General features: G+C 36.4%; 17 protein-coding genes. 9 read left to right on the top strand and 8 right to left on the bottom strand.

Translation table 11 applies throughout. From position 1 onward, the window contains the following. Window positions 1-263: 263 nt before the first annotated feature. On the top strand, window positions 264-533 hold the full coding sequence (locus SB679_RS10220) for a hypothetical protein (protein ID WP_410702154.1): 270 nt from the start codon (window positions 264-266) through the stop codon (window positions 531-533). Window positions 534-561: 28 nt separating this feature from the next. Then, window positions 562-1,344: a GLPGLI family protein gene (locus SB679_RS10225; RefSeq protein ID WP_410702155.1), complete on the top strand. Its 783-nt coding sequence runs from the start codon at window positions 562-564 to the stop codon at window positions 1,342-1,344. Between the two features lie 447 nt (window positions 1,345-1,791). On the opposite strand, the gene SB679_RS10230 is transcribed toward SB679_RS10225, so the two are convergent. The 4 genes from SB679_RS10230 to SB679_RS10245 all read right to left on the bottom strand — a co-directional run bounded on the left by SB679_RS10230 (window position 1,792) and on the right by SB679_RS10245 (window position 8,563). Beyond that, complete coding sequence (locus SB679_RS10230) at window positions 1,792-2,199, bottom strand: 5-fold beta-flower protein (protein WP_410702156.1); 408 nt, start codon at window positions 2,197-2,199, stop codon at window positions 1,792-1,794. A 157-nt stretch (window positions 2,200-2,356) separates the two neighbouring features. Then, window positions 2,357-5,839: a T9SS type A sorting domain-containing protein gene (locus tag SB679_RS10235; protein ID WP_410702157.1), complete on the bottom strand. Its 3,483-nt coding sequence runs from the start codon at window positions 5,837-5,839 to the stop codon at window positions 2,357-2,359. Window positions 5,840-5,858: 19 nt separating this feature from the next. Next, on the bottom strand, window positions 5,859-7,037 hold the full coding sequence (locus SB679_RS10240; RefSeq protein ID WP_410702158.1) for a hypothetical protein: 1,179 nt from the start codon (window positions 7,035-7,037) through the stop codon (window positions 5,859-5,861). A gap of 1,007 nt (window positions 7,038-8,044) precedes the next feature. After that, the gene (locus SB679_RS10245) at window positions 8,045-8,563 is read right to left on the bottom strand and encodes a hypothetical protein (protein WP_410702159.1); all 519 of its coding nucleotides are present in this window, start codon (window positions 8,561-8,563) and stop codon (window positions 8,045-8,047) included. Window positions 8,564-9,219: 656 nt separating this feature from the next. Here SB679_RS10245 and SB679_RS10250 point away from each other — a divergent pair. Together SB679_RS10250 and SB679_RS10255 are read left to right on the top strand one after the other, a co-directional pair. Further along, window positions 9,220-9,528, top strand: a complete 309-nt coding sequence (locus SB679_RS10250; RefSeq protein WP_410702160.1) for a helix-turn-helix domain-containing protein — start codon at window positions 9,220-9,222, stop codon at window positions 9,526-9,528. Window positions 9,529-9,691: 163 nt separating this feature from the next. Next, window positions 9,692-10,942, top strand: coding sequence for a PIN domain-containing protein (locus SB679_RS10255; protein ID WP_410702161.1), 1,251 nt, complete (start codon window positions 9,692-9,694; stop codon window positions 10,940-10,942). Window positions 10,943-11,190: 248 nt separating this feature from the next. Here the strand turns inward: SB679_RS10255 and SB679_RS10260 are convergent, their stop codons facing one another. After that, window positions 11,191-12,645, bottom strand: coding sequence for a hypothetical protein (locus SB679_RS10260; RefSeq protein WP_410702162.1), 1,455 nt, complete (start codon window positions 12,643-12,645; stop codon window positions 11,191-11,193). Between the two features lie 369 nt (window positions 12,646-13,014). Here SB679_RS10260 and SB679_RS10265 point away from each other — a divergent pair, with 369 nt between their 5' ends. Continuing rightward, window positions 13,015-13,470 (top strand): hypothetical protein, encoded by a 456-nt coding sequence (locus tag SB679_RS10265; protein ID WP_410702163.1) that lies wholly within the window; start codon window positions 13,015-13,017, stop codon window positions 13,468-13,470. Between the two features lie 78 nt (window positions 13,471-13,548). Beyond that, a complete protein-coding gene (locus tag SB679_RS10270; protein WP_410702164.1) occupies window positions 13,549-13,761 on the top strand; it encodes an ArsR family transcriptional regulator in 213 nt (70 codons plus the stop codon). Between the two features lie 84 nt (window positions 13,762-13,845). Here SB679_RS10270 and SB679_RS10275 read toward each other — a convergent pair whose 3' ends face one another. Together SB679_RS10275 and SB679_RS10280 are read right to left on the bottom strand one after the other, a co-directional pair. Continuing rightward, entirely contained in the window at window positions 13,846-14,706 is an 861-nt protein-coding gene (locus SB679_RS10275) for a DUF4240 domain-containing protein (protein ID WP_410702165.1), read from the bottom strand. Window positions 14,707-14,868: 162 nt separating this feature from the next. Further along, entirely contained in the window at window positions 14,869-15,993 is a 1,125-nt protein-coding gene (locus SB679_RS10280; RefSeq protein ID WP_410702166.1) for an acyltransferase family protein, read from the bottom strand. Window positions 15,994-16,179: 186 nt separating this feature from the next. On the opposite strand from SB679_RS10280, the gene SB679_RS10285 reads away from it, so the two are divergent. Further along, a complete protein-coding gene (locus SB679_RS10285; protein WP_410702167.1) occupies window positions 16,180-17,238 on the top strand; it encodes a sensor histidine kinase in 1,059 nt (352 codons plus the stop codon). Then, the gene (locus tag SB679_RS10290; protein ID WP_410702168.1) at window positions 17,235-17,933 is read left to right on the top strand and encodes a LytR/AlgR family response regulator transcription factor; all 699 of its coding nucleotides are present in this window, start codon (window positions 17,235-17,237) and stop codon (window positions 17,931-17,933) included. The genes SB679_RS10285 and SB679_RS10290 overlap by 4 nt, the downstream gene beginning before the upstream one ends. A 24-nt stretch (window positions 17,934-17,957) precedes the next feature. On the opposite strand, the gene SB679_RS10295 is transcribed toward SB679_RS10290, so the two are convergent. Then, the gene (locus SB679_RS10295; RefSeq protein ID WP_410702169.1) at window positions 17,958-18,581 is read right to left on the bottom strand and encodes a GNAT family N-acetyltransferase; all 624 of its coding nucleotides are present in this window, start codon (window positions 18,579-18,581) and stop codon (window positions 17,958-17,960) included. A 303-nt stretch (window positions 18,582-18,884) separates the two neighbouring features. On the opposite strand from SB679_RS10295, the gene SB679_RS10300 reads away from it, so the two are divergent. Continuing rightward, window positions 18,885-19,454, top strand: a complete 570-nt coding sequence (locus SB679_RS10300; RefSeq protein ID WP_410702170.1) for a hypothetical protein — start codon at window positions 18,885-18,887, stop codon at window positions 19,452-19,454. Window positions 19,455-19,524: the final 70 nt, after the last annotated feature.

A 19,524-nucleotide genomic window follows, 5' to 3' on the forward strand; every position in this document is an offset into this window, starting at 1 on the left:
TAAACTATTTCACAAACTTTTTATTTCTCCCCTCTAATGCACGAATCTTTCGTGTAGTTTAAGTATTATAAATTGAACATTATTATAATATAAAAGTTAAAACCACACGATACAATCGTCGGTAGCGAGGCGCTTTACCCACCAATGCAAGTAATTAAAAAATAGCAACTTAACATAAAAAAATAATTCCCATGTGATTTGATTTATTTATATACATTTGAAATGAATTTTTAAAATAAATATTAATTCATTAAACAAATTTTATGAAAAAAATGATTTTATTAGCAACCGTATGTGTTGCTGGATTAGTAAGCGCAAAAAGTGCCGAAGTTAAAACAGAAACAAAAGAAGTAAATGCTGTTACTACAGCTAAGTTCATTTATCACTCTGTTACCCTTACATCCTCTTGCGGTTATACACAAACTATTGAAGTAGGGCCAAACGATACAATTGATTGCTTTTTAACAGACTTACAACAAATGGAAGATGAGTGTTCTGCACCATTTACCAATCCTATGTTGGGAATGTGGTAACCACAAAAGAATTAATTAAATTTAGAGGATGCGTAAATACTTTTTAATACTATCAATACTTTCATTTGCTAATGTATTTTCCCAGCAAATTAAAAAATCTCTTTCAGAACTTGAAGTTCAATATGAATATTCTTTTGTACGAGATACAACAGATATAGACCCAAATCATAGGTTCAAAGAGCTTATGTTATTGGATTTCAATTCTAATTATTCATTGTTTTATAGTCAGCAATATCTAGCTGCAAGAAATGCCATCAAGAAAGCAACTATTGAGGCCCAAACTGCTAGCAATGTTGAAATTAAAGCTGCTGAATTACCTAAATATAAGGTAGGTTATTCTGTATATAGAGAGGATTCTAAGATTTTTTTTACAACAAATATAAATCGTGATTTTTATACAATTGAAAATACTTATTTAAATTGGGAAACTGGTTATAAAGATGTTAAAACGATTCTTGGATATAAGTGTAATAAAGCAACTACGAAATTCGGTCATAGAGTTTATACAGCTTGGTACACACAAGAAATTCCGATCTCGGAAGGCCCTTTTAGATTTAAAGGTTTAACAGGCTTAATTTTAGAAGTTAGTGACGAGAATAAATATCACTCCTTCACAGCAATTGGAATTGTAAAAAAGGCGGTAGAAATTGCACCTTTGCAAAATGGCGTTCCTGTATCAAGAGAACAATATATTAAAAAGAGAGAGGAATTTAAAAGTAATCCGTATCCACAAAGTAAAACCCTTACAAAAGAAAGAAGGGATCAAATGATTGAAGCTTTTAAAAAAGATAATAATTCAATCGAAAACTAATTAAAAAAGCACCTGAATAATTCAGGTGTTTTTATTTTTTCGGTTCGTATTTTTTCAAAATATTTTTTACTCCCGCTCCCACACGCATCCTTTCGTGTGGTTTTAGTATTATATATCAAACATTCAAAAACATCCTAAGCCTAACAAAACCCCACCACAAAGCCTGTAGGCCATTCCGAAAAGTCAGCAGGCACTTCCCTAGCCCTCTCACGCGTCTTCTTAACGGCCTATCGCCACTTGAGGAACCGTCGATACCCCCTTACCCAAGGGGGTAAAAATACTTATGTAAGGGGGCCATGGGGCTTACGAACGGCCTTCAGGGAGTTATTCAAAGGCAGCCAGACCCATGTTATACTTCCTTGAGAGGGTTATACAATGGGGTGAAGGGATATAGGATGTAATAGACGCAAATAAACCGTACAAATTCTTTATTTTCTCCGCAGATGATCAATCTAACTTAAAAAAGAAATACACTACTGCTGCCCACTCTTTTTTAATTCCTTTGGCATAGCCAATAGTGCTGCGGCTGCTGTTTTCTACCGTTCCATCGTCTTTGATGTAGCCAATGGTGGAACGGCTGCTGTTTTCAATCGTTCCGTCTTTTTTAACGTAGCCAACGGTAGAGCGGTTTTTGTTTTCTATGGTGCCGTCGCTTTTGATGTAGCCGATGGTTGAGCGGCTTTTATTCTCGATGGTTCCGTCGGATTTGATGTACCCTACTGTGGAACGGCTGCTGTTTTCAATGGTTCCGTCCGGTTTGATGTAGCCCGTTGTGCTGCGGCTTCCCGATTCAATGGTTTGTGCACTTACCAGAGAAAGGCTGAAGAGAAGGAAACCAAGGATTGTTTTTTTCATGATGTTAGAATTTTAAATGGATATAGCTTTTGTTTTTCTAATGTATTAAAAATAGCAATTCGTTTTAAAAAAACAGCACCACTTAAAGATAAGTGGCGCTATTTTGAAAGATTTCAAATATAAAGAAATCTTAGCAATTCTATTAAATTTTTAATGCTTATCGCTTGATTACTTTTACTGTTTTCACAACGTCATTAGCAGCATTTAATTGAACCAGATAAACCCCTGATGCGAGTCCGGAAACATCAATGGTTCCTTTCGTATCATTGATAGCCTTCGTAAGGACCTGCTGTCCGGCTGCATTGTAAACCACTACCGACAGTATCTTCTGGTCAAACGAAATCGTTAGGATATCCTGTACCGGATTTGGATAGACCTTTAATTGATCTGCTTTTGCTGTAATTTCATCAACCGCTAAACTCCCTTTAACGGAAGTCGAAACTTTAGTAACAGTTCCACTACCTGTACCACAAGCAACGGGTGTGAAAATTTTCTTTTGAGCATAAGTACCATCTCCTATCTGCCCCTTGAAATTATAACCACTGATGGCCAGAAATCCATTAGCATTGACAGCAAACGTATTATTAGCTCCTGCCGCAATACTTTGCCAGTCAGTTGCATTTCCGATACGCATAGGTGTAGATGTATTCGTTTCTGTACCATCTCCTAATTGCCCCCAGCCATTATACCCCCAGGTCCATAACGTTCCATCGGTTTTTATGGCTATAGTAGAACCGTATATACCCGTCTTCACACTTTGCCAGTTGGCTCCTGTTCCTACCTGTGTCGGGATATTCTTTGAACTTGTAGTTCCATCAGCTAATTGTCCCCTGTCATTATACCCCCAGGTCCATAGCGTTCCATCTGTTTTGAGTGCTATCGAATGATCGTTTCCTGCAGTAACCGTTTTCCAATTCGTTGCCGTTCCGATTTGAATAGGGGAACTTATTGCTATTGTAGTACCATTACCTAATTGCCCATAATAATTATCTCCCCAGGCCCATAGCGTTCCATCGGTTTTTATAGCAAGGGTATGAGATCCTCCGGAGGCGATACTTAGCCAGTCTGTTGCTGTTCCGATTTGTACAGGTATGCTTTTGTTAATGAGAGTACCATCACCTAACTGTCCAAACCTATTATAGCCCCAGGCCCAAAGTGTTCCATCTGACTGTATCGCGAATGTATGATTTACCCCCGTTGCAATATCCAACCATCCTGTTGCGGTACCTACCTGCGTTGGAATATTTCTGTTGGTTGTAGTTCCATCACCTAACTGCCCATAATAATTATCTCCCCAAGTCCATATGGATCCATTGGCTTTCATGCCTACTGAAAAATAAGACCCGGTAGCTATTTTCACCCAATTATTTTCGGTCCCGATTTTTGTTGGGGTATTTTTATTGATCGTTGTTCCGTCGCCCAACTCTCCTTCATAGTTATCTCCCCAAGCCCATAGCGTTCCATCAGTTTTGAGCCCCATTGAGTAATTAATACCACCACTCACACTTTGCCAGCAGCCTGTTGCAGTGGTAGAAAGTGTCGTAAAGGAACCTCCCGGGATCCAGATATACGGGCTGAATCCACAATTAGATCCCACCCACCAATAGTAAGTAGTGTCAGGGAGTAAATTGGTTAAATTGGCTGTGGTGGAAGTAGAAGGTACACTTCCCTGAATCCCTCCAACCGTTGGGCTGGTACTATAAAGATATACATACCCCTGGCCAGGTGTCACCGTTGCGGCTGTCCAGTTAAGAGTAGCCGTTGAAGAAGTAATATTGGCAGATGAAACCGGTGTCGGAGGAATACAATACCCAGGGCAAGCCGTAGAAATAAATGTATTTTTGTTAACTTTCGTACCGTCACCTAGCTGCCAGCTATCATTTCGTCCGCAAACTTTTAGAAAACTGTCAAATTTCTGTACAAGAATATGATTTTCACCTGCGAAAACCTGCTTATTGTCTGAAGAGGAATCTACCTGTGCAGGTGATGTAATATTTCCTGTACTGGTACCATTGCCCAACTGTCCAAAATTATTGCTGCCCCACGACCAAAGGGTTCCGTCTGTCTTGGTTGCAAATGTAAAACCATTTCCTGCCGCTGCAGTTTGCCAGTTAGTGGCTGTTCCTACTTGTATCTGGGTAGTTTTTGAAGCTGTAGTTCCGTCTCCCAGTTGTCCATTGCTGTTACCTCCCCAGGTCCATAGCGTTCCATCGGTTTTGATTCCTACCGAATGCTGAACTCCTGTATCAATACTTTTCCAGTTAGCAGCAGTTCCGATTTGTGTTGGAGTGTTTTTTGAAACGGAAGTTCCGTCTCCCAGTTGTCCATAGTTGTTAATTCCCCATGCCCATAGCGTTCCATCGGTTTTGATTGCTAACGTCTGATAATTGGCAGCACGAATACTTTTCCAATTGGCAGCCGTTCCGATTTGTGTTGGGATATTTTTCGAAATGGTAGTTCCGTCTCCCAGTTGTCCATAGCTGTTACCGCCCCATGCCCATAGCGTTCCATCGGTTTTGATCCCTACGGAATGTTCAGCTCCACCGCCAAGACTTTGCCAATCTGTTGCAGTTCCGATTTGTGTTGGAGCATTTTTTAACATTGTAGTTCCGTCTCCCAATTGCCCAAAAGCATTGTTCCCCCATGCCCACAACGTTCCGTTTGTTTTAATGGCAAGGGTATGCCTGTTGCCGACATAAACACTTTTCCAATCTGCTGATGTTCCTACCTGGACGGGGGTAAGTTTGGCATATGTGGTTCCGTCCCCTAATTGTCCTGATGTATTACTTCCCCATGCCCACAAGGTTCCGTCTGTTTTAATTCCTACCGAATGGTCCCCTCTTGTGATAAGGCTTTGCCAACAGCCTGTAAAAGCTGTGGTCTGTACATCAATAATATTTCTAAAAACAGGACCCCAAACACCCGTATTATCTTTAATTCGGACATTAAATACATGCAAGCCATTAGCCGGTAAAGCAATTCCTGCATCAGCCAGCTGCTCAAAAGAGGTGTCAAAATTTGTATCAGCAGCCAATAAAGCGGTTCCATTTCCCACTCCCGGATCTGTATCCCAAAAATACTCGGCCTGAGAAACAGCTATTAATGGAGATGCTGAAGTTTGTTGAATATTAATGACATGGGTAAAAACCGGTCCCCAAACTCCCATATTGTCTTTAATACGGATACTGAATTTGTGTAAACCGCTGCCCGGAGTGACAACTCCTATTGCATTTAGTTGCTCAATAACGCTGTCAAAAGTACCATCGGCAACCAATACGGGATTCCCATTTCCTGCTCCTGGGTCTGTATCCCAAAAATACTCAGCCTGCGAAACAGCTATTATTGCAGAAGTCTGATTAGACTGAACATTAATAATGTTGGTGAAAACCGGTCCCCAAACTCCCGTATTGTCCTTAACACGGATACTGAATTTGTGTAAACCGCTGCCCGGTGTGGCAATGTCTGTTTTGGAAAGCTGTTCCACAACGTTATCGAAAGCCCCATCAGCAGCCCATACCGGAGTTCCGTTTCCTGTTCCGGGATCGATATCCCAAAAATATTCTGCCTGGCTGACCAATACTTGTGCCGGGCACAGCATCACCATCAACAGGGCAATTATACTATAGATATAATTTTTCATATTGTTATATCGTTAGAAATTATTTAGAAAAACCAGACCCGCTGATGTTGAAAGTTCCGCTGGTAATAGATCTTGGAGTCGACAGATAGTTTACCTGAGGTTTATTGGCATTATTTGCCGGCCAATAATTGATCCAGCTGTTAGAGCCTCCATAATGGCCGGCGTCGTTTCTTGTTAAGTCTAAATCGGTGTATTTTATCGCAGGATTTCCGGCATTTACATTCATTCCGGTTACCGTATACGCTGCATTGTCGAAATTCAGGGTCATTGATCCGGAATTGTCGCTCTGCGTCATATTACCTTCTGTTACAAAAGTATTGGTGAATACATTATAATTAGCGGTTATAGCAACATTATTGCTTTTGTTTTGAATGCACGCATTGGTTCCTCCTACCACAAAAGAAGAGGCATTGTTGATAATAGCAATATTCCCTGCATTAAGGCTATTCCCTAAGTTGACGTAAAACGGAGCCGTATCTGCGGCAGTATAATTATAGACGGTATTGTTAATGATTTCGTTAGAGCTTCCTGCTTTAAGACCGTAAATATAAATACCAGTGCAAAAATTATTGTTAAACTTAAAATTATAATTGGATTGAGAATTGGATATAAATGAGCTGGATACATTACCATACACCTCAATATCAGATCCAACAGGGCTGCTGTCCTGCGTGGCTACCACGGCAATGCTCTGTGCTTTATTAGCAGTACATCTTCCGTGAGAAAACTTCAAGTTTCCGCTAATTGTACAGCCGGAGATGTTGGTCGTGAAATTCACTTTATCTGTTAAAACATTATGCAGATCACAGTTCACAATATTAATGATCGTTCTTCCCGTACCTATTGGAAAAGTTGCCTCTACATTGTACATGCCGTAATATCCTGAGCTCAGATTGCTGATCGTCACCGTTCTTCCTGTTGCCGGATTGATGCTTACATTTCCCTGAATAATATATTTGGTATAATTGGTTTCAGAAACAAAAGTCAGTGATTTATTGATAATCAGATTTTCTACATAAGCTTCTCCATTCGCTTTAGGCTGAATGATGATACGATCCCCGTCTGAAGCCGCTGTGATTGCTGTACTTACGGTAGAATAAGCTCCGCCTGCGCCCCCGTTTCGAACATATAAATCAGCTGCAAAAGCCATAGTACACGATAAGCCTGCGAAGGCAATGGTTAGTAGTTTTTTTGTCATAATAGTGTAAAAATTAATGTTTAATAGTAAATTATATTCTTTGGTTTTTAAATGATTCGCTCGCCGTCATTTTCCCATCTACCCTTTTACCGGGCACTGGATTATGGTTATAAGGATATAGATCAATGAATACACATTGATTTTGAACGTATTTTCGTGAAATAGATAGTTAACATCATCATTGGTACAACAGCAACCTTCCTTATGCATCGTGAAAAGCATTTTTCTTTCCCTCAACCGATAGCGGAAATACCCTGGTATTCTTTCGCCTGATTTCAGGAAATAATCAAATAGGCCATGGGTTACCTATGGCTTACAGTTCCGAAGAAATGTTGAGGAAGTAGTGTTGTTTTAAATTGCCGAAACAATTAGTTCTGATGAATCAGAGATCCCGTGTAGTTTTGTTCATGTTTATGATTTTAATTAGTTTTCAAGTTTGGTTTAGTTTTTAGTTTTTTTAAGTAGAAACAATATATCCATCAATGAAGACTTTTACACTGTTAGCTGCAAAAATATATTTTTATTGTGAATCCATCAAATAGTTATTAAAAAAATACTGTCTTTTTGCTTATGTGTGGTATATTTTCATTTTCAGAGACTAGTGTGTATACAATTTACACCAGACTTCATTGACCTCTTATCCTCCTGTCATTCAGAATGCAACGAAGTGAAATGAAGAATCTTATCTGTCAAAGAGATTCCTCCTTCGTCGGAATGACAAGAGCTGGTATTTTGAAGTTATGAACGTCGTAAAGATCACTTATCCTACTGTCATTCAGAATGCAACGAAGTGAAATGAAGAATCTTATCGATCAATGAGATTCCTCCTTCGTCGGAATGACATAAGCTGGTGTTTTGAAGATAGAAGCTGGAAGAAAGAAGTTATGGAAGTCTACATATAACTTATCCTACTGTCATTTAGAATGCAACGAAGTGAAATGAAGAATCTTATCTATCAACAAGATTCCTCCTTCGTCGGAATGACAAGAGAGGTAAAATGGCATGTACTACCCTTTCCTTTCCAAAATAAGGTGCGCGGCATCCAGCATTTTAATCAGATGGATGTAGGGATTTACGATATTCCTTTCCGGGAGGTGGTCGTAGATTCCCAGTGAGAAATAGACCATCCCGGATAGGAAATAATCAAACTCCTTGATGCTGTATTCTCTGAATGCTTTTTTAAAAACCAACATTGGATTTTGATATTCTTTTTCCGAAAGCAAACCCAGCACCAACGGAGAAACGTCTTCCAACTTCATATTGACGGCCCATTTCTTTTCCTTCAGCGTGATGAGATAACCTGTCCGGACAAACGACTGCATCGACTCCCGGAAGTGAAAAAGAACGGACGGATCTTCCTTCATCCAGCTGTTCTTTTTGACTGCGTAATGCATAATATTATGTAACGTCTTTTTAGAGGCGGCCAGGTCGTTGAGCTGAAAGAAGGTTTCCATCAGCTGGAGCCCGGAACGTTTTCTGCTGTCTGCCCAAAGACGGGTTTCAAAGTCTGTTTTAATTTTTTTCATGGGTGTATGTGTATTTTGTGATCTATAATTGTATAAGATTGGATCGTTTTTTTCTTTAATGAAGTTGTATTGGATGAAACATAGCTCTACCTTCCAGCATACTTGTATACGCTGAGTTGATGTTCATTTTTCTGTAGCTAAATACTATGTTGTCTGTAATACGGTTTTTACTGGAAAGTAAGGGAGGAAGTCCTAAGCACAGGTGCCTGAACCTCCTGCCCATACAAACCAAGGGTAATATGATAGAATTTGTGTTTTTATAAAAGCCCGAAAGCCGCAATGGATTGTACACCCCATTGTAACATATCACGATACTGTAGATGGTAAAGCTGGCTTAGAAAGATAATGGTAGAAAAGCAGAACAGCATAAAATAAAAACGGCATGGGACTCTACAATATCCGCTTTTGAGGTACTGGTATACCCTGCACACAGATAAGAGAGCCCACGCCTAGGTCGTGAGCCAACTTACTTATCCTCTTGCGTGCATAAAAATTACCAGTTTTCAAAAGCAAGGTTCTAAGCAATAGCTTCTAATGTTCGTTGAAGTATCGCAAAGCTACATTTATTATAACTTATTTTACAAATGTAATAAAAAAAACAATACAACAACATATATGTGTTGATGAAAAATTTTAGAAAGCCCAAAATTTACTGAATGTATAAATGGGAAGTAGAAGAATTAAAAATTCAAATTGGAAAGCTTATCCAATTACACAGGCTAAAGAAAGAACTTTCTCAGTTCCAACTTGGAAATGAACTTAATCTTTCAAGTAATCATGTTGGTAGAATCGAGAGAGCTGAAACTAATCCAACAATAGAAATTCTAGTTAAATTCTGTAATTTTTTTAAAATTGATATGTTGCTTTTATTCACGAAACTAAGTGATAGTGAATTAAAGAATATCGAAAGTGAAATTGATCATCTACAAAAAGAATTTAAAAATCAAAATAAAAGAAAATCCTAACGAGAGTTGGGATTTTTTTTTGCCAAAAATTTGAAGCTATTTCTCTTTTTAATTTTTGAAATTTCCGGGAAAATACGGATTGACAATTTTAACGAATCTATTATATTTGTTTATATAAAGTTTTATATACTATAATATTTGAAACATAAATGCGAGACTAAAAATGGCAGAAGAAAATAAAAAACACTTCCTATATAAGAAACATTTTCCACAATGGAAAGCAATATTAGAAAGAAAAGGAAAGCAAACTAAGGAAATTTTTGAAACAGCAGTCTTTGTTTTGGACACTAATTCATTACTTGCACCTTATAATGTTGGTAAAGATAAAATTGAGCAAATTGCAGAAATATACAGAAAATTGATATTAGAGCAAAGATTATACGTTCCAGAACATGCCTTACTTGAATTTGCAAAAAATAGATCTTCTAGGATTTCTGATTTATTTACAAATATAGATAACCAATTATCATCTTTACATCAAGTTAAAAAATTTGAATATCCAATTTTAGAAGGACTGGAATCCTATAAAAACATGGAGAAAGATCGCGGAGAAATAGTAGAAAAAATAAAAAGCTATAAAAAAGAATTAACCAAGCTAAAAGATGAAATCATTAATTGGAACTGGAACGACCCTGTAACAGTTATGTATCAAGATGAATTCAACGAAAACATTTTTATCACATCACAATTAAGTGAAGAAGAACTAATAAAAATGTACAATCAACGTATTGAAGATGAAATCCCACCGGGCAATAAAGACAAATTAAAAGAAAGTAACGGAATTGGAGACTTTCTTATATGGCAAAGTATGTTAGAATTAGGAAAAAAAATAAGTAAGGATGTAATATTTGTTTCAAATGACGAAAAAAATGACTGGTTGGTAAAAGGAAATCAAAAATCAATATCAACAAGATATGAATTAGTGGATGAATATTATCGATATACAAATGGGTATAATTTTGTCACTATAAATTTTAATGACTTTTTAGAAAATCATGGATTGGCAATAAAAATTTTGGATAAATTTAAAGAACTTGAAAATTTTATTGAAAAAAATTATGATCATATAAACTATACACTAACAAACCTTAACCAAGTAGAGAGAATAATTACTGATTTTATTGGTTATTATAACTCTGAAAATAATCACATTAAAGAGTCTGATTTTCATGAATATGTAAATGGTTTTAAAGGAAGTTATAAAAATGAGTATTTTGGGACAGAAGAATGGTCATTTTATTTTGATTATTTTTACATATTCGATGAATTATTAACTGAAATTGTTTTACTCAATGATGAAATTATTTATCAAAATCACCGAATGAGAAGAGATACAAGGACAGATCAAGTAAAACTATTAGCATTATGTCAAGAATTTATAGATAGATATAGTACATTTCCATTATTACAATAATTCTTACTATTATTTTTCTAAATTGATTTTTGTTTTAAGACCTCCCCCTGCTACCGCACGAATTCTTTCGTGTGGTTTTAGTATTATAAATTAAACATTTTAATAATATAATCTGAAAGCCAAAGCCACACGAAAGATTCGTGCGTGTGGTAGCTGAGGAATAACTTCGTTCACAGTATTGAATTTTTCAGATGACAGTTCAAGTACTTCTAATATCAAAAATTGAATTTACTTAGTGATAAATTTAATTACCTAATGTCATAGCTATCTACATCTTTCGTATAATTTTTAGGATTAGAGTTTTCAAATTCTTCTTTAGTTGCATACATATATCTGCGATTTCTATGACTAAAGTACTCAATTAAGTTTAAAATACAATCTCTTAATATATGATCTAGTTTTAGATAGTTTTGATACATTTCATCATGACTTTTTCCAACTATACCTTCATGTACTGCAAGATTTCTTTCTCTTTTTATAAGACTTTTTACATTTTTATTAATAGGAATTTTAGCATATTCTAAGAAATTAGTCAGTGATTTATTTGTACTTGTATGATTGATATTTAAGTTCGATATCACAGCATTCATTCTGCTCCATGATGCTTCATCAATATTTTTTACAGGTAAAATAGCCTTTATTAAATTGGGTTTTATATCTTTTGAGAAGGTATCTTCATCTATCATACCTGTAGATTCAACAGTTATATAATTTGAATATTTTTTTGCAATTCTTTCGAAGGCTGTAATCAATATGAAATACCTCTCTTCAATTCCAATAGTTTGTGATGAAACATTTAATGAAAAAATTAAAGATTCTAAATCTAAGATTTTATTAATTCTCTGAAATTTCACAAAAGATCGGAAAAATATTTCTCTGAAAATCTCATCAGAAAAAGAATTATGGGTATTTATAGGAATGTAGTCATTATAGTGATCGTCATTCTTGTTTTCGAAGGAGTAATTTATTTCTACTTCTGATGTATATCGATTATTATTTTGTCCGTGGTATCTTCCAATATATTCTTTTCGTACCTTGACTTTGGCCCCATTAATAAATGATAGTATGCAAATTAATTCCTGTTTTATTTTTAAGTAATCCTCATAATACAGTATGCAACGATTTCTTCGTTCTTTATGATTTCTGAAGTCTATTAATACATTTTCAGAATTCTTATTTTGAATTAATTTGAATTTAAAATAGTTCCCATTTCCTTCTAGTCCATCAATTACCCACGATGTCTCAGTGTGATCGAATGTAAAATCAAAAAAACTATCATCACTTTCAATACCATTTATGAACTTTTTAGTTTTAGTGGAATTAGCAAATTTTGTAGTAAAATTTTCAAGTTCCACATACCAAATATTTTGTTTCTTCTCTACTTCTTTTTCCTCACCTTCATAAAGCGCGCGCGCTGGGGTATGTAATTTAATATAGTCATCGCAAATAAATGTTACTTTATTATTACTCCCTTCATGTTTTGTCAAAAATAAATTATGACATTCAATTCTATATTTTTTTTCAGTTAAACCAACTATTTTATAATAATGATTGAATCCGTTTTTTTCATAAATTGAATTGTCAGTAAGTAACGTTTCAATCTTATAAACCCCATTTTCTAAAAAAACCAAAGCAAATGAAAGATCGATTATTTCATTTTGACATTCTAAATACCCAGAAGTAATAGTATAAACTAAATCCATGATAAGTAATTAATTTTATTGAAGATATAAAAAAATTATGATTATAATGTTGCGAGTTTGATTGCTTCTTCATATTATGGTTTTCCGTAATTGATTATAACTATTAAAAGCTAATTTCACTACTACCGCACGAATCGTTTCATCTGGTTTTAGCATTATAAATCAAACATTCGAAAAACATCCAAAAACTAACAAAACCCCACCACAAAGTATGTAGGTACTTCCGAAGGGGATGCAGGGATATGTAATGATCAAAGTAAGCATTCTCATAAGTGAAATGTGATATCTTAAAAATAAATATCAAAACAAAAAAACACCATCTTTCAAAAGAAACTCCAAAATTTTCCGTTTAATTCTTAAATTTGGCTCATGCGAAAGAATCTTTATCTCATCATTATAGTATGTTCCCTTACCAGTTGTTATACGTACCAGGTAAAAAAACCAGCAGATCCGGCGGCTGACAATAAGAATGCAGTGGCTGCTGCTCCTAATTCCATGAAAATGAAAGGTGCACCCGCTGAGTCCCAAAACATGAACGTACAGCAACCCGCTGCTCCAATCAATATTCAGGAGAAATTGGCCCCTAATAAAAATGTTAAAATTAACGTTGATGGCAGGTCCTATAAAGTAATCGTCGACAAGTGGGAAAGCGATAGCCTGGTGGCCCACCCGGTTCATAATCCTAAAAAAATTCTGAAATTCCATAAGAACCAGATCAATGCCGATAAAATTGCGGAAAAACGCTTTTCACAACCCATCGCTGATATTATCACGGTTACGGCATATGCCGGAATTGGTGCTTTAATCTATTTTCTTGTCCGCTAATTTTTTTAACTTTTTCCGGTACAATATTTAGGGAGACAGCATTGAATCTAGTACTCAACACCTATTTAAACTATCACCATGAAGCAAAATACCACTAAAAAACCAGCCAAAACCTGCTACAACCATATTGGCGGGAAACTGGGAACGCTCCTTCTGGAAGAATTTGTAAACAAAGGATGGATTGCAAAAGAAAAACCTGATGCCAAACATTTTTATATTACCTATGATGGGATAAAAGGCTTTACAACGCTTGGCATTGACCTTTCGCAAATACAGTCAGAAGAAATATAAACATAATTATTGCTGCATCACTGGTGAAGTGAAGCAGTATTCTTCATTAGAATATTACCCTAAAAAAATTGGGTGAGATTAGGTTTATGCACTTCTGAGTTCTCCAATTTCTTTTACCAATTTCGGGTATAGGGTCTGCAAATCTGCTCCGCCTTTGGGCTCACGGTTCATCTCACGTTCCGGGCTGTCATAATGATGATGCGGATAGAGCTCGTCTACCGTATCTCTTATTTCAGATTCATCTTCATTATCGTGATTCTCCGAATAGGCTTCATCAGATACATACAGAAGTCCTTCTGCCCAGCAGTCGCCGATATTAAAGCTGTATTTTCCGCTGACAAATGACTGAATATCTTGCTGAATATCCTCAAAAAATTCTTTTCCTTTTAACAAAAGCCAGCACCGGAAGTAAATAAACCCGTCATCAGAAAGGTAATCGTTAAAAACATATATTCCGTTTTCCTGCTTGAATTCACATTCCAGAATAATGGAAAGTTCCGCAATTTCTGCGGTATACAGGGCACTGAGCTTTTCCTGAAGAGTTTTTTCAAAAAGAACGAGTCTCTCTTTCCCAAATTTAGAAAGATAGGCCGTGAGATTTTCCAAATGTTCTTCCACATCGTATTCGCTCCAATGGGCTTTTTTTTGTTTATTGGATTTTTCAATGGCTTCCCAGAAGTAGATATCCGCTTTTTCATGTTCCGAAAGTTCTTTCTTCTGTGGAACCTCATCGTTTTCCGTAATTTCGGTATAACCCTTTTTTATCTTTTGGTTGATGAGTTTTTCAGACTCGCGTATGCATTCCTGTTCATCGGTAAATTCTTTGACTGTTTCCCGGCCTTTAGTTCCGGTTTTGCCAAATAGTATTTTTTGGGTGGTTCCCTGGTATTCTATATTCCAAAATTTGTCTGAGAGCTCATTTTGATTGATAAAGTGCCTTTTCATGCTGTAATAAAATGTGATGGATGTTTTCAGGGATTAAACTACAAAAAAATAAAGAATCCGTCTGCTATTTCCTCTACAAATTCCCATATAATGGCGGAAAATTCATACCATACAAAACGAATTCACATGATTGATCCATAAAAACAAGGTAAGAATCCTATATTATTCTCTGTTTTTATTCAAAATGAGGTATTTAAGCTTTGCAGAAGGCTTTTCAATAACAAAACGAAAGAAGAGTCCCCCTGCAATGCAAGCCATAAAGCATACCCAAAGGCTGATCCCGCCAGAAGTTTCAATATTACAATCATCCAGAACTCCCTGAACGATATGGATAATCCCTTTATGGGAAAGATAAACCGCATAAGACAGCCCCGCCAGCTGGGCCGTAACATAAGATTTCGATTGGAAAAGAAAGGAAGATCGGGAAACAGCCGACATCAGAATAACGCCATAACTCAATGCAACCGCTGTAAACCCAAACACGGAAGCTCCCTGAGAAGCCTGGTCATTACAGATCCAGAATGAAGCTCCCAACAGAACAACCCCGGCAATAAAAAGTCGGTTTCCGTTGTTATGAACCATCCGTTGAAATCTCAATGAATACTGCATCAAAAAACTAATCATAACCCCCACTGCCAAACCATCTAAACGGGTATGAGTGGGATAATATATTTTCATATACCATATCTTCCAAAAATCATCGGTCTCCATCACAGGAACAACAGAGATGTTCCATGTAATAAATCTAACCGTTAAGGAAAACAGGATCAGGAAAATGGCAAACAGAACGGTATACCTGTACATTTTTGTTTGTATTCCCACCAGAATGAGCAAGGGAAGAAAAAGATAAAACTGCTCTTCAATACATAAAGACCATGCATGCGAAAATGTTCCGCGGTTCATGACATCCAGCCCGTAATTCTGGGTAAAAGTGATGAATTTCCAAAACGAAGACAAGGCCTCCCGCTCCCTGAACAAGGGAAAACCAAAGTACAGGAACAAAGTAAACAAGTACGGCGGAATGATCCTGAAAAATCGCTTGATGAAAAATGTTTTCAAACTGATACCCTTGCTCCTTTCAATTTCTTTAAACAGCTGTCCGGATATTAAAAAACCACTCAGAACAAAGAATAAATCCACCCCGGTCCATCCGAATTTCCCTACGGTATCAATCCAGTCAGGATGTTTAAATGCACGGTAATGATACATCAGAACTAACATAATGGCCAGGGCCCGTAAATGATCCAGTCCGTAAATTTTCTCAGAAGAATAAGGGGTTGCAGGCATATTTTTTTTCCGCAAATATTATAAAACAGACTGTTCTTTTTTGGGGACGAGGACAGAAAACATACATCCGGATGCCAACACTCTTATCTGCTGTCTGAACTGCACTCGCTGCTTTCTGTCATTAATTTGATTGATTGTATCAAAAAACGGTGCACCGTGGCTCAGGATTTTCTACTTTTGAGGCCTATGAAATTCGGACCAGAAAATAATCTAAAACAGCATGTCTATTTTCAGCTGTTTTTTTGGACAGCGCTCTTTGTATTCGGATCTGTAAGAAATTACGGAGAATATTACGATGAAATGTCCCCGGAAATCATCATTTATAATTTCTGTCACTGGATATTCCAGATTGCGGGAGCCAATTTCATATATTATGTTCTGGTCCGCCATTTTTTTGACCGGAAAAAATACGTCTTATTTTGCCTGTACCTTATCGTGTCTCTCTATTTTATTTCTGTGATCAACAGGATATTTATTGTTTATATTGCCGAACCTTTGTTCACCCATGAATTGAAAGACAGCTTTTTTGATATTTTTACCGATATCAGCTATCTGCTGTTCCATTATACATTTATGATCATTAGCGGCGCTTTTATTTTCATATCGGTGATGTTCATTCTCCGCTATAAGGATGAAAAAGAAAACACCACACAACTGCAGAAAGAAAAAGCAGAACTGGAATTAAGATCCCTGAAATCCCAGCTGAACCCGCACTTTCTGTTCAATACCCTTAATAATATTTATTCTCTTTCAGTAAGTAATTCAGAAAAAACCTCGGAATCCATCAGCCGGCTTTCGGATATTCTGGATTATATCTTATACAAAGGTCCTAACAATGAGGTTCCGGTAGCAGAGGAAGTTTCCGTGATTGATGATTACATCGCCCTGGAAAGCCTGCGATACAGTGAAGGAAGACTTAAAATTCACAAAATATCAACCATATATCCCGGGGCCACCATTCCACCGCTGCTCTATCTCACTCTGGTTGAAAATGCTTTTAAACACGGAGCTGCCAAGACCGCAAACAATGCAGAAATAAACATCTCTATTTCCTGTGATGGTCAGTACTCCGTTTTCAGGATTGAAAACACCTGTGAAAATGATGACCATGAGGATTCGGAAGGCATCGGACTGAAAAATGTAGAAAAACAGCTCCATTATCATTATAAAGATCATTTTACTTTCAAAGTATGCCGGGAAAACAATATTTTTAAAGTTGAAATAAAAACACCCACCACCTTATGATCCACTGTATTATTGTAGATGACGAACCTCTGGCAGCCTCACTGCTGGAAAAACACATTGCCCGGATCGACCATTTAAAACTGATCGGAAAAGCTGAAAATGCCCTCGAAGCTTATGGACTCCTGCAGACCAAGCCTGTAGATCTTCTGTTTCTGGATATACAAATGCCTCATTTAACGGGAATTGATTTTTTAAAGTCACTCGCCCATAAACCGCCCACTATTTTCACGACGGCTTACCGTGATTTTGCCATAGAAGGTTTTGAACTGGAAGCTGTGGATTATCTTTTGAAACCCATTACTTTTGAACGCTTTTTCACCTCTGTAGACCGGGTCTTAAGAAACAGAAATACGGCTCAGGAAGATTTTATTATTGTTAAAACAGAAGGGATGAACAGGAAGATCTTCATCCGTGAAATTATGTATTTTGAAAGTCAAAGGAATGATATCAAAATAATGTTGGCCAACCATGAAAGTATCATAGCAAAAAGTACCATCACAGAGTTGGAATCCCTTTTATCAAGGAAAGGCTTTATAAGAATTCACCGTTCGTTTATGATTAATTCTCAATACGTTACTGCTTTCAATAATAATGAAGTCATGGTAGGCATTTATCCTGTTCCTGTTGGAAGAAGCTATAAAAGTGAATTTGATGCTTTCGTGGCAACAGTTTCTAAAGGTTCTATTAATCAGTAACAGGAAGGAAATGTAGATGTAGATTTATATTGCCACTTCACTACGTTCCACTTTATAATATGCTAATTCACGATCTGTTCTCCGGAGATTGTCCAACCGGCTAAAACCTGCCTTCTCCAATACCTTTTGTGAACCTATATTATCCAGATCAGTCACAGCTACCACCTCATTTCCCTCGGTAGCAACAAAACAATATTGTACCAAAGCACGGCTTACTTCTGTAGCAATACCTTTACCCCAGTATTCTCTACACAAAGTATATCCTATTTCCATCTGGCCGGGTACATCTGCAAAGTCCCTTACAAGACACATCCCGATAAAATCATTAGTTTTGGAATCGAATATCCCGAAACGGCCAAAGGGACCCTTATTATAATCATCCAAAGCGATTTCAAACATTTCTATATATTGTTCAGGAGAACGGTATGGAAGGTATTTCGTGACTTCTGTATCTTCAAAAAGAGTGCAAAACAAGTTCTGTTCCTCAGCTGAAAATTCACGGATGATAAAGCTTTGATCCTGATATAAACTACGCATATGCAAATTATAATGATGAAAAGATAAAATTACAAATTTATATTTCATCAGCCAGACCTTAATAAGCTGGAAAATTTCAGGAGTAATAAAATGTTGAACATTCAACTGCAATTCAAGGATTTTTTTTGATATAAAAACTTTTACCAACTGTGTATGAATACATTACACAGTTGAAAAATATAAAACCATCAAATGGAAATTTTAAAAACATTCAATACATTCATTGATAAAAATAACCTAATTATATGATTTACAAACAACTGCACATACAATGAACCGCATAACATCCAATGTCTATGCCTTATGGATATTAAAAAAAAGTATTACTTTTGCTTGATGTAATAAAATTGTTTTAAAGCATATTTATTACTAATTTTAGGTACACAAATTATAAAAACATTAAAATCCCTCCACATGAGAAAAATAATTCTACTCATTACATGCATGTTCAGCATTTCAGTTTTTTCGCAGATCAAAATTCTGAAAAACGAAAGCTTGGTGGAAATTGGCAAAGATAATTCTGTAGGCTTATATAAAAAAGAAGATAAATATACCATCAACTACCAGGATCTGAACACCAGTAATCTGAATACGATCAGATCTTTTTCTTTCCAGAACCTTACTGGCGATGTTTCAGATTTATATAACTTAATTATAGACGGCTTCATTACACCACCGGTTGAAAATGTTATTCTGGAGCTTCCTAATGACATCATCGAGCTTCATTACGAGAAGAACTACGGGCAACCGACTGTTCAGTTTATTCAGTACATCAATAAAAACCGTAAATACGTTGGAAAGTCACAGTTTTTAAACAGAAAACAGGTTGAGAAGGTTTTCGGAAAAACCAATGGAAAGTCTGCTATGTACGAGAAGCCTGCTACCATGAACCACATCAATGGGGCAAAATCTACCTCAAATCAGGGAGCTGCCGCAGCTCCAGCTTCCAACAGCAGCAATAAAAGCAAGAAATCAAAAAAATAATCCTATTATTTTTCAATATTACTAAACTCATTCATCTGAATGAGTTTTTTTATTTTTACTTTTGCAAAAA

The organism is Chryseobacterium sp. SIMBA_029 (assembly GCF_046535275.1).
GTDB lineage: Bacteria > Bacteroidota > Bacteroidia > Flavobacteriales > Weeksellaceae > Chryseobacterium.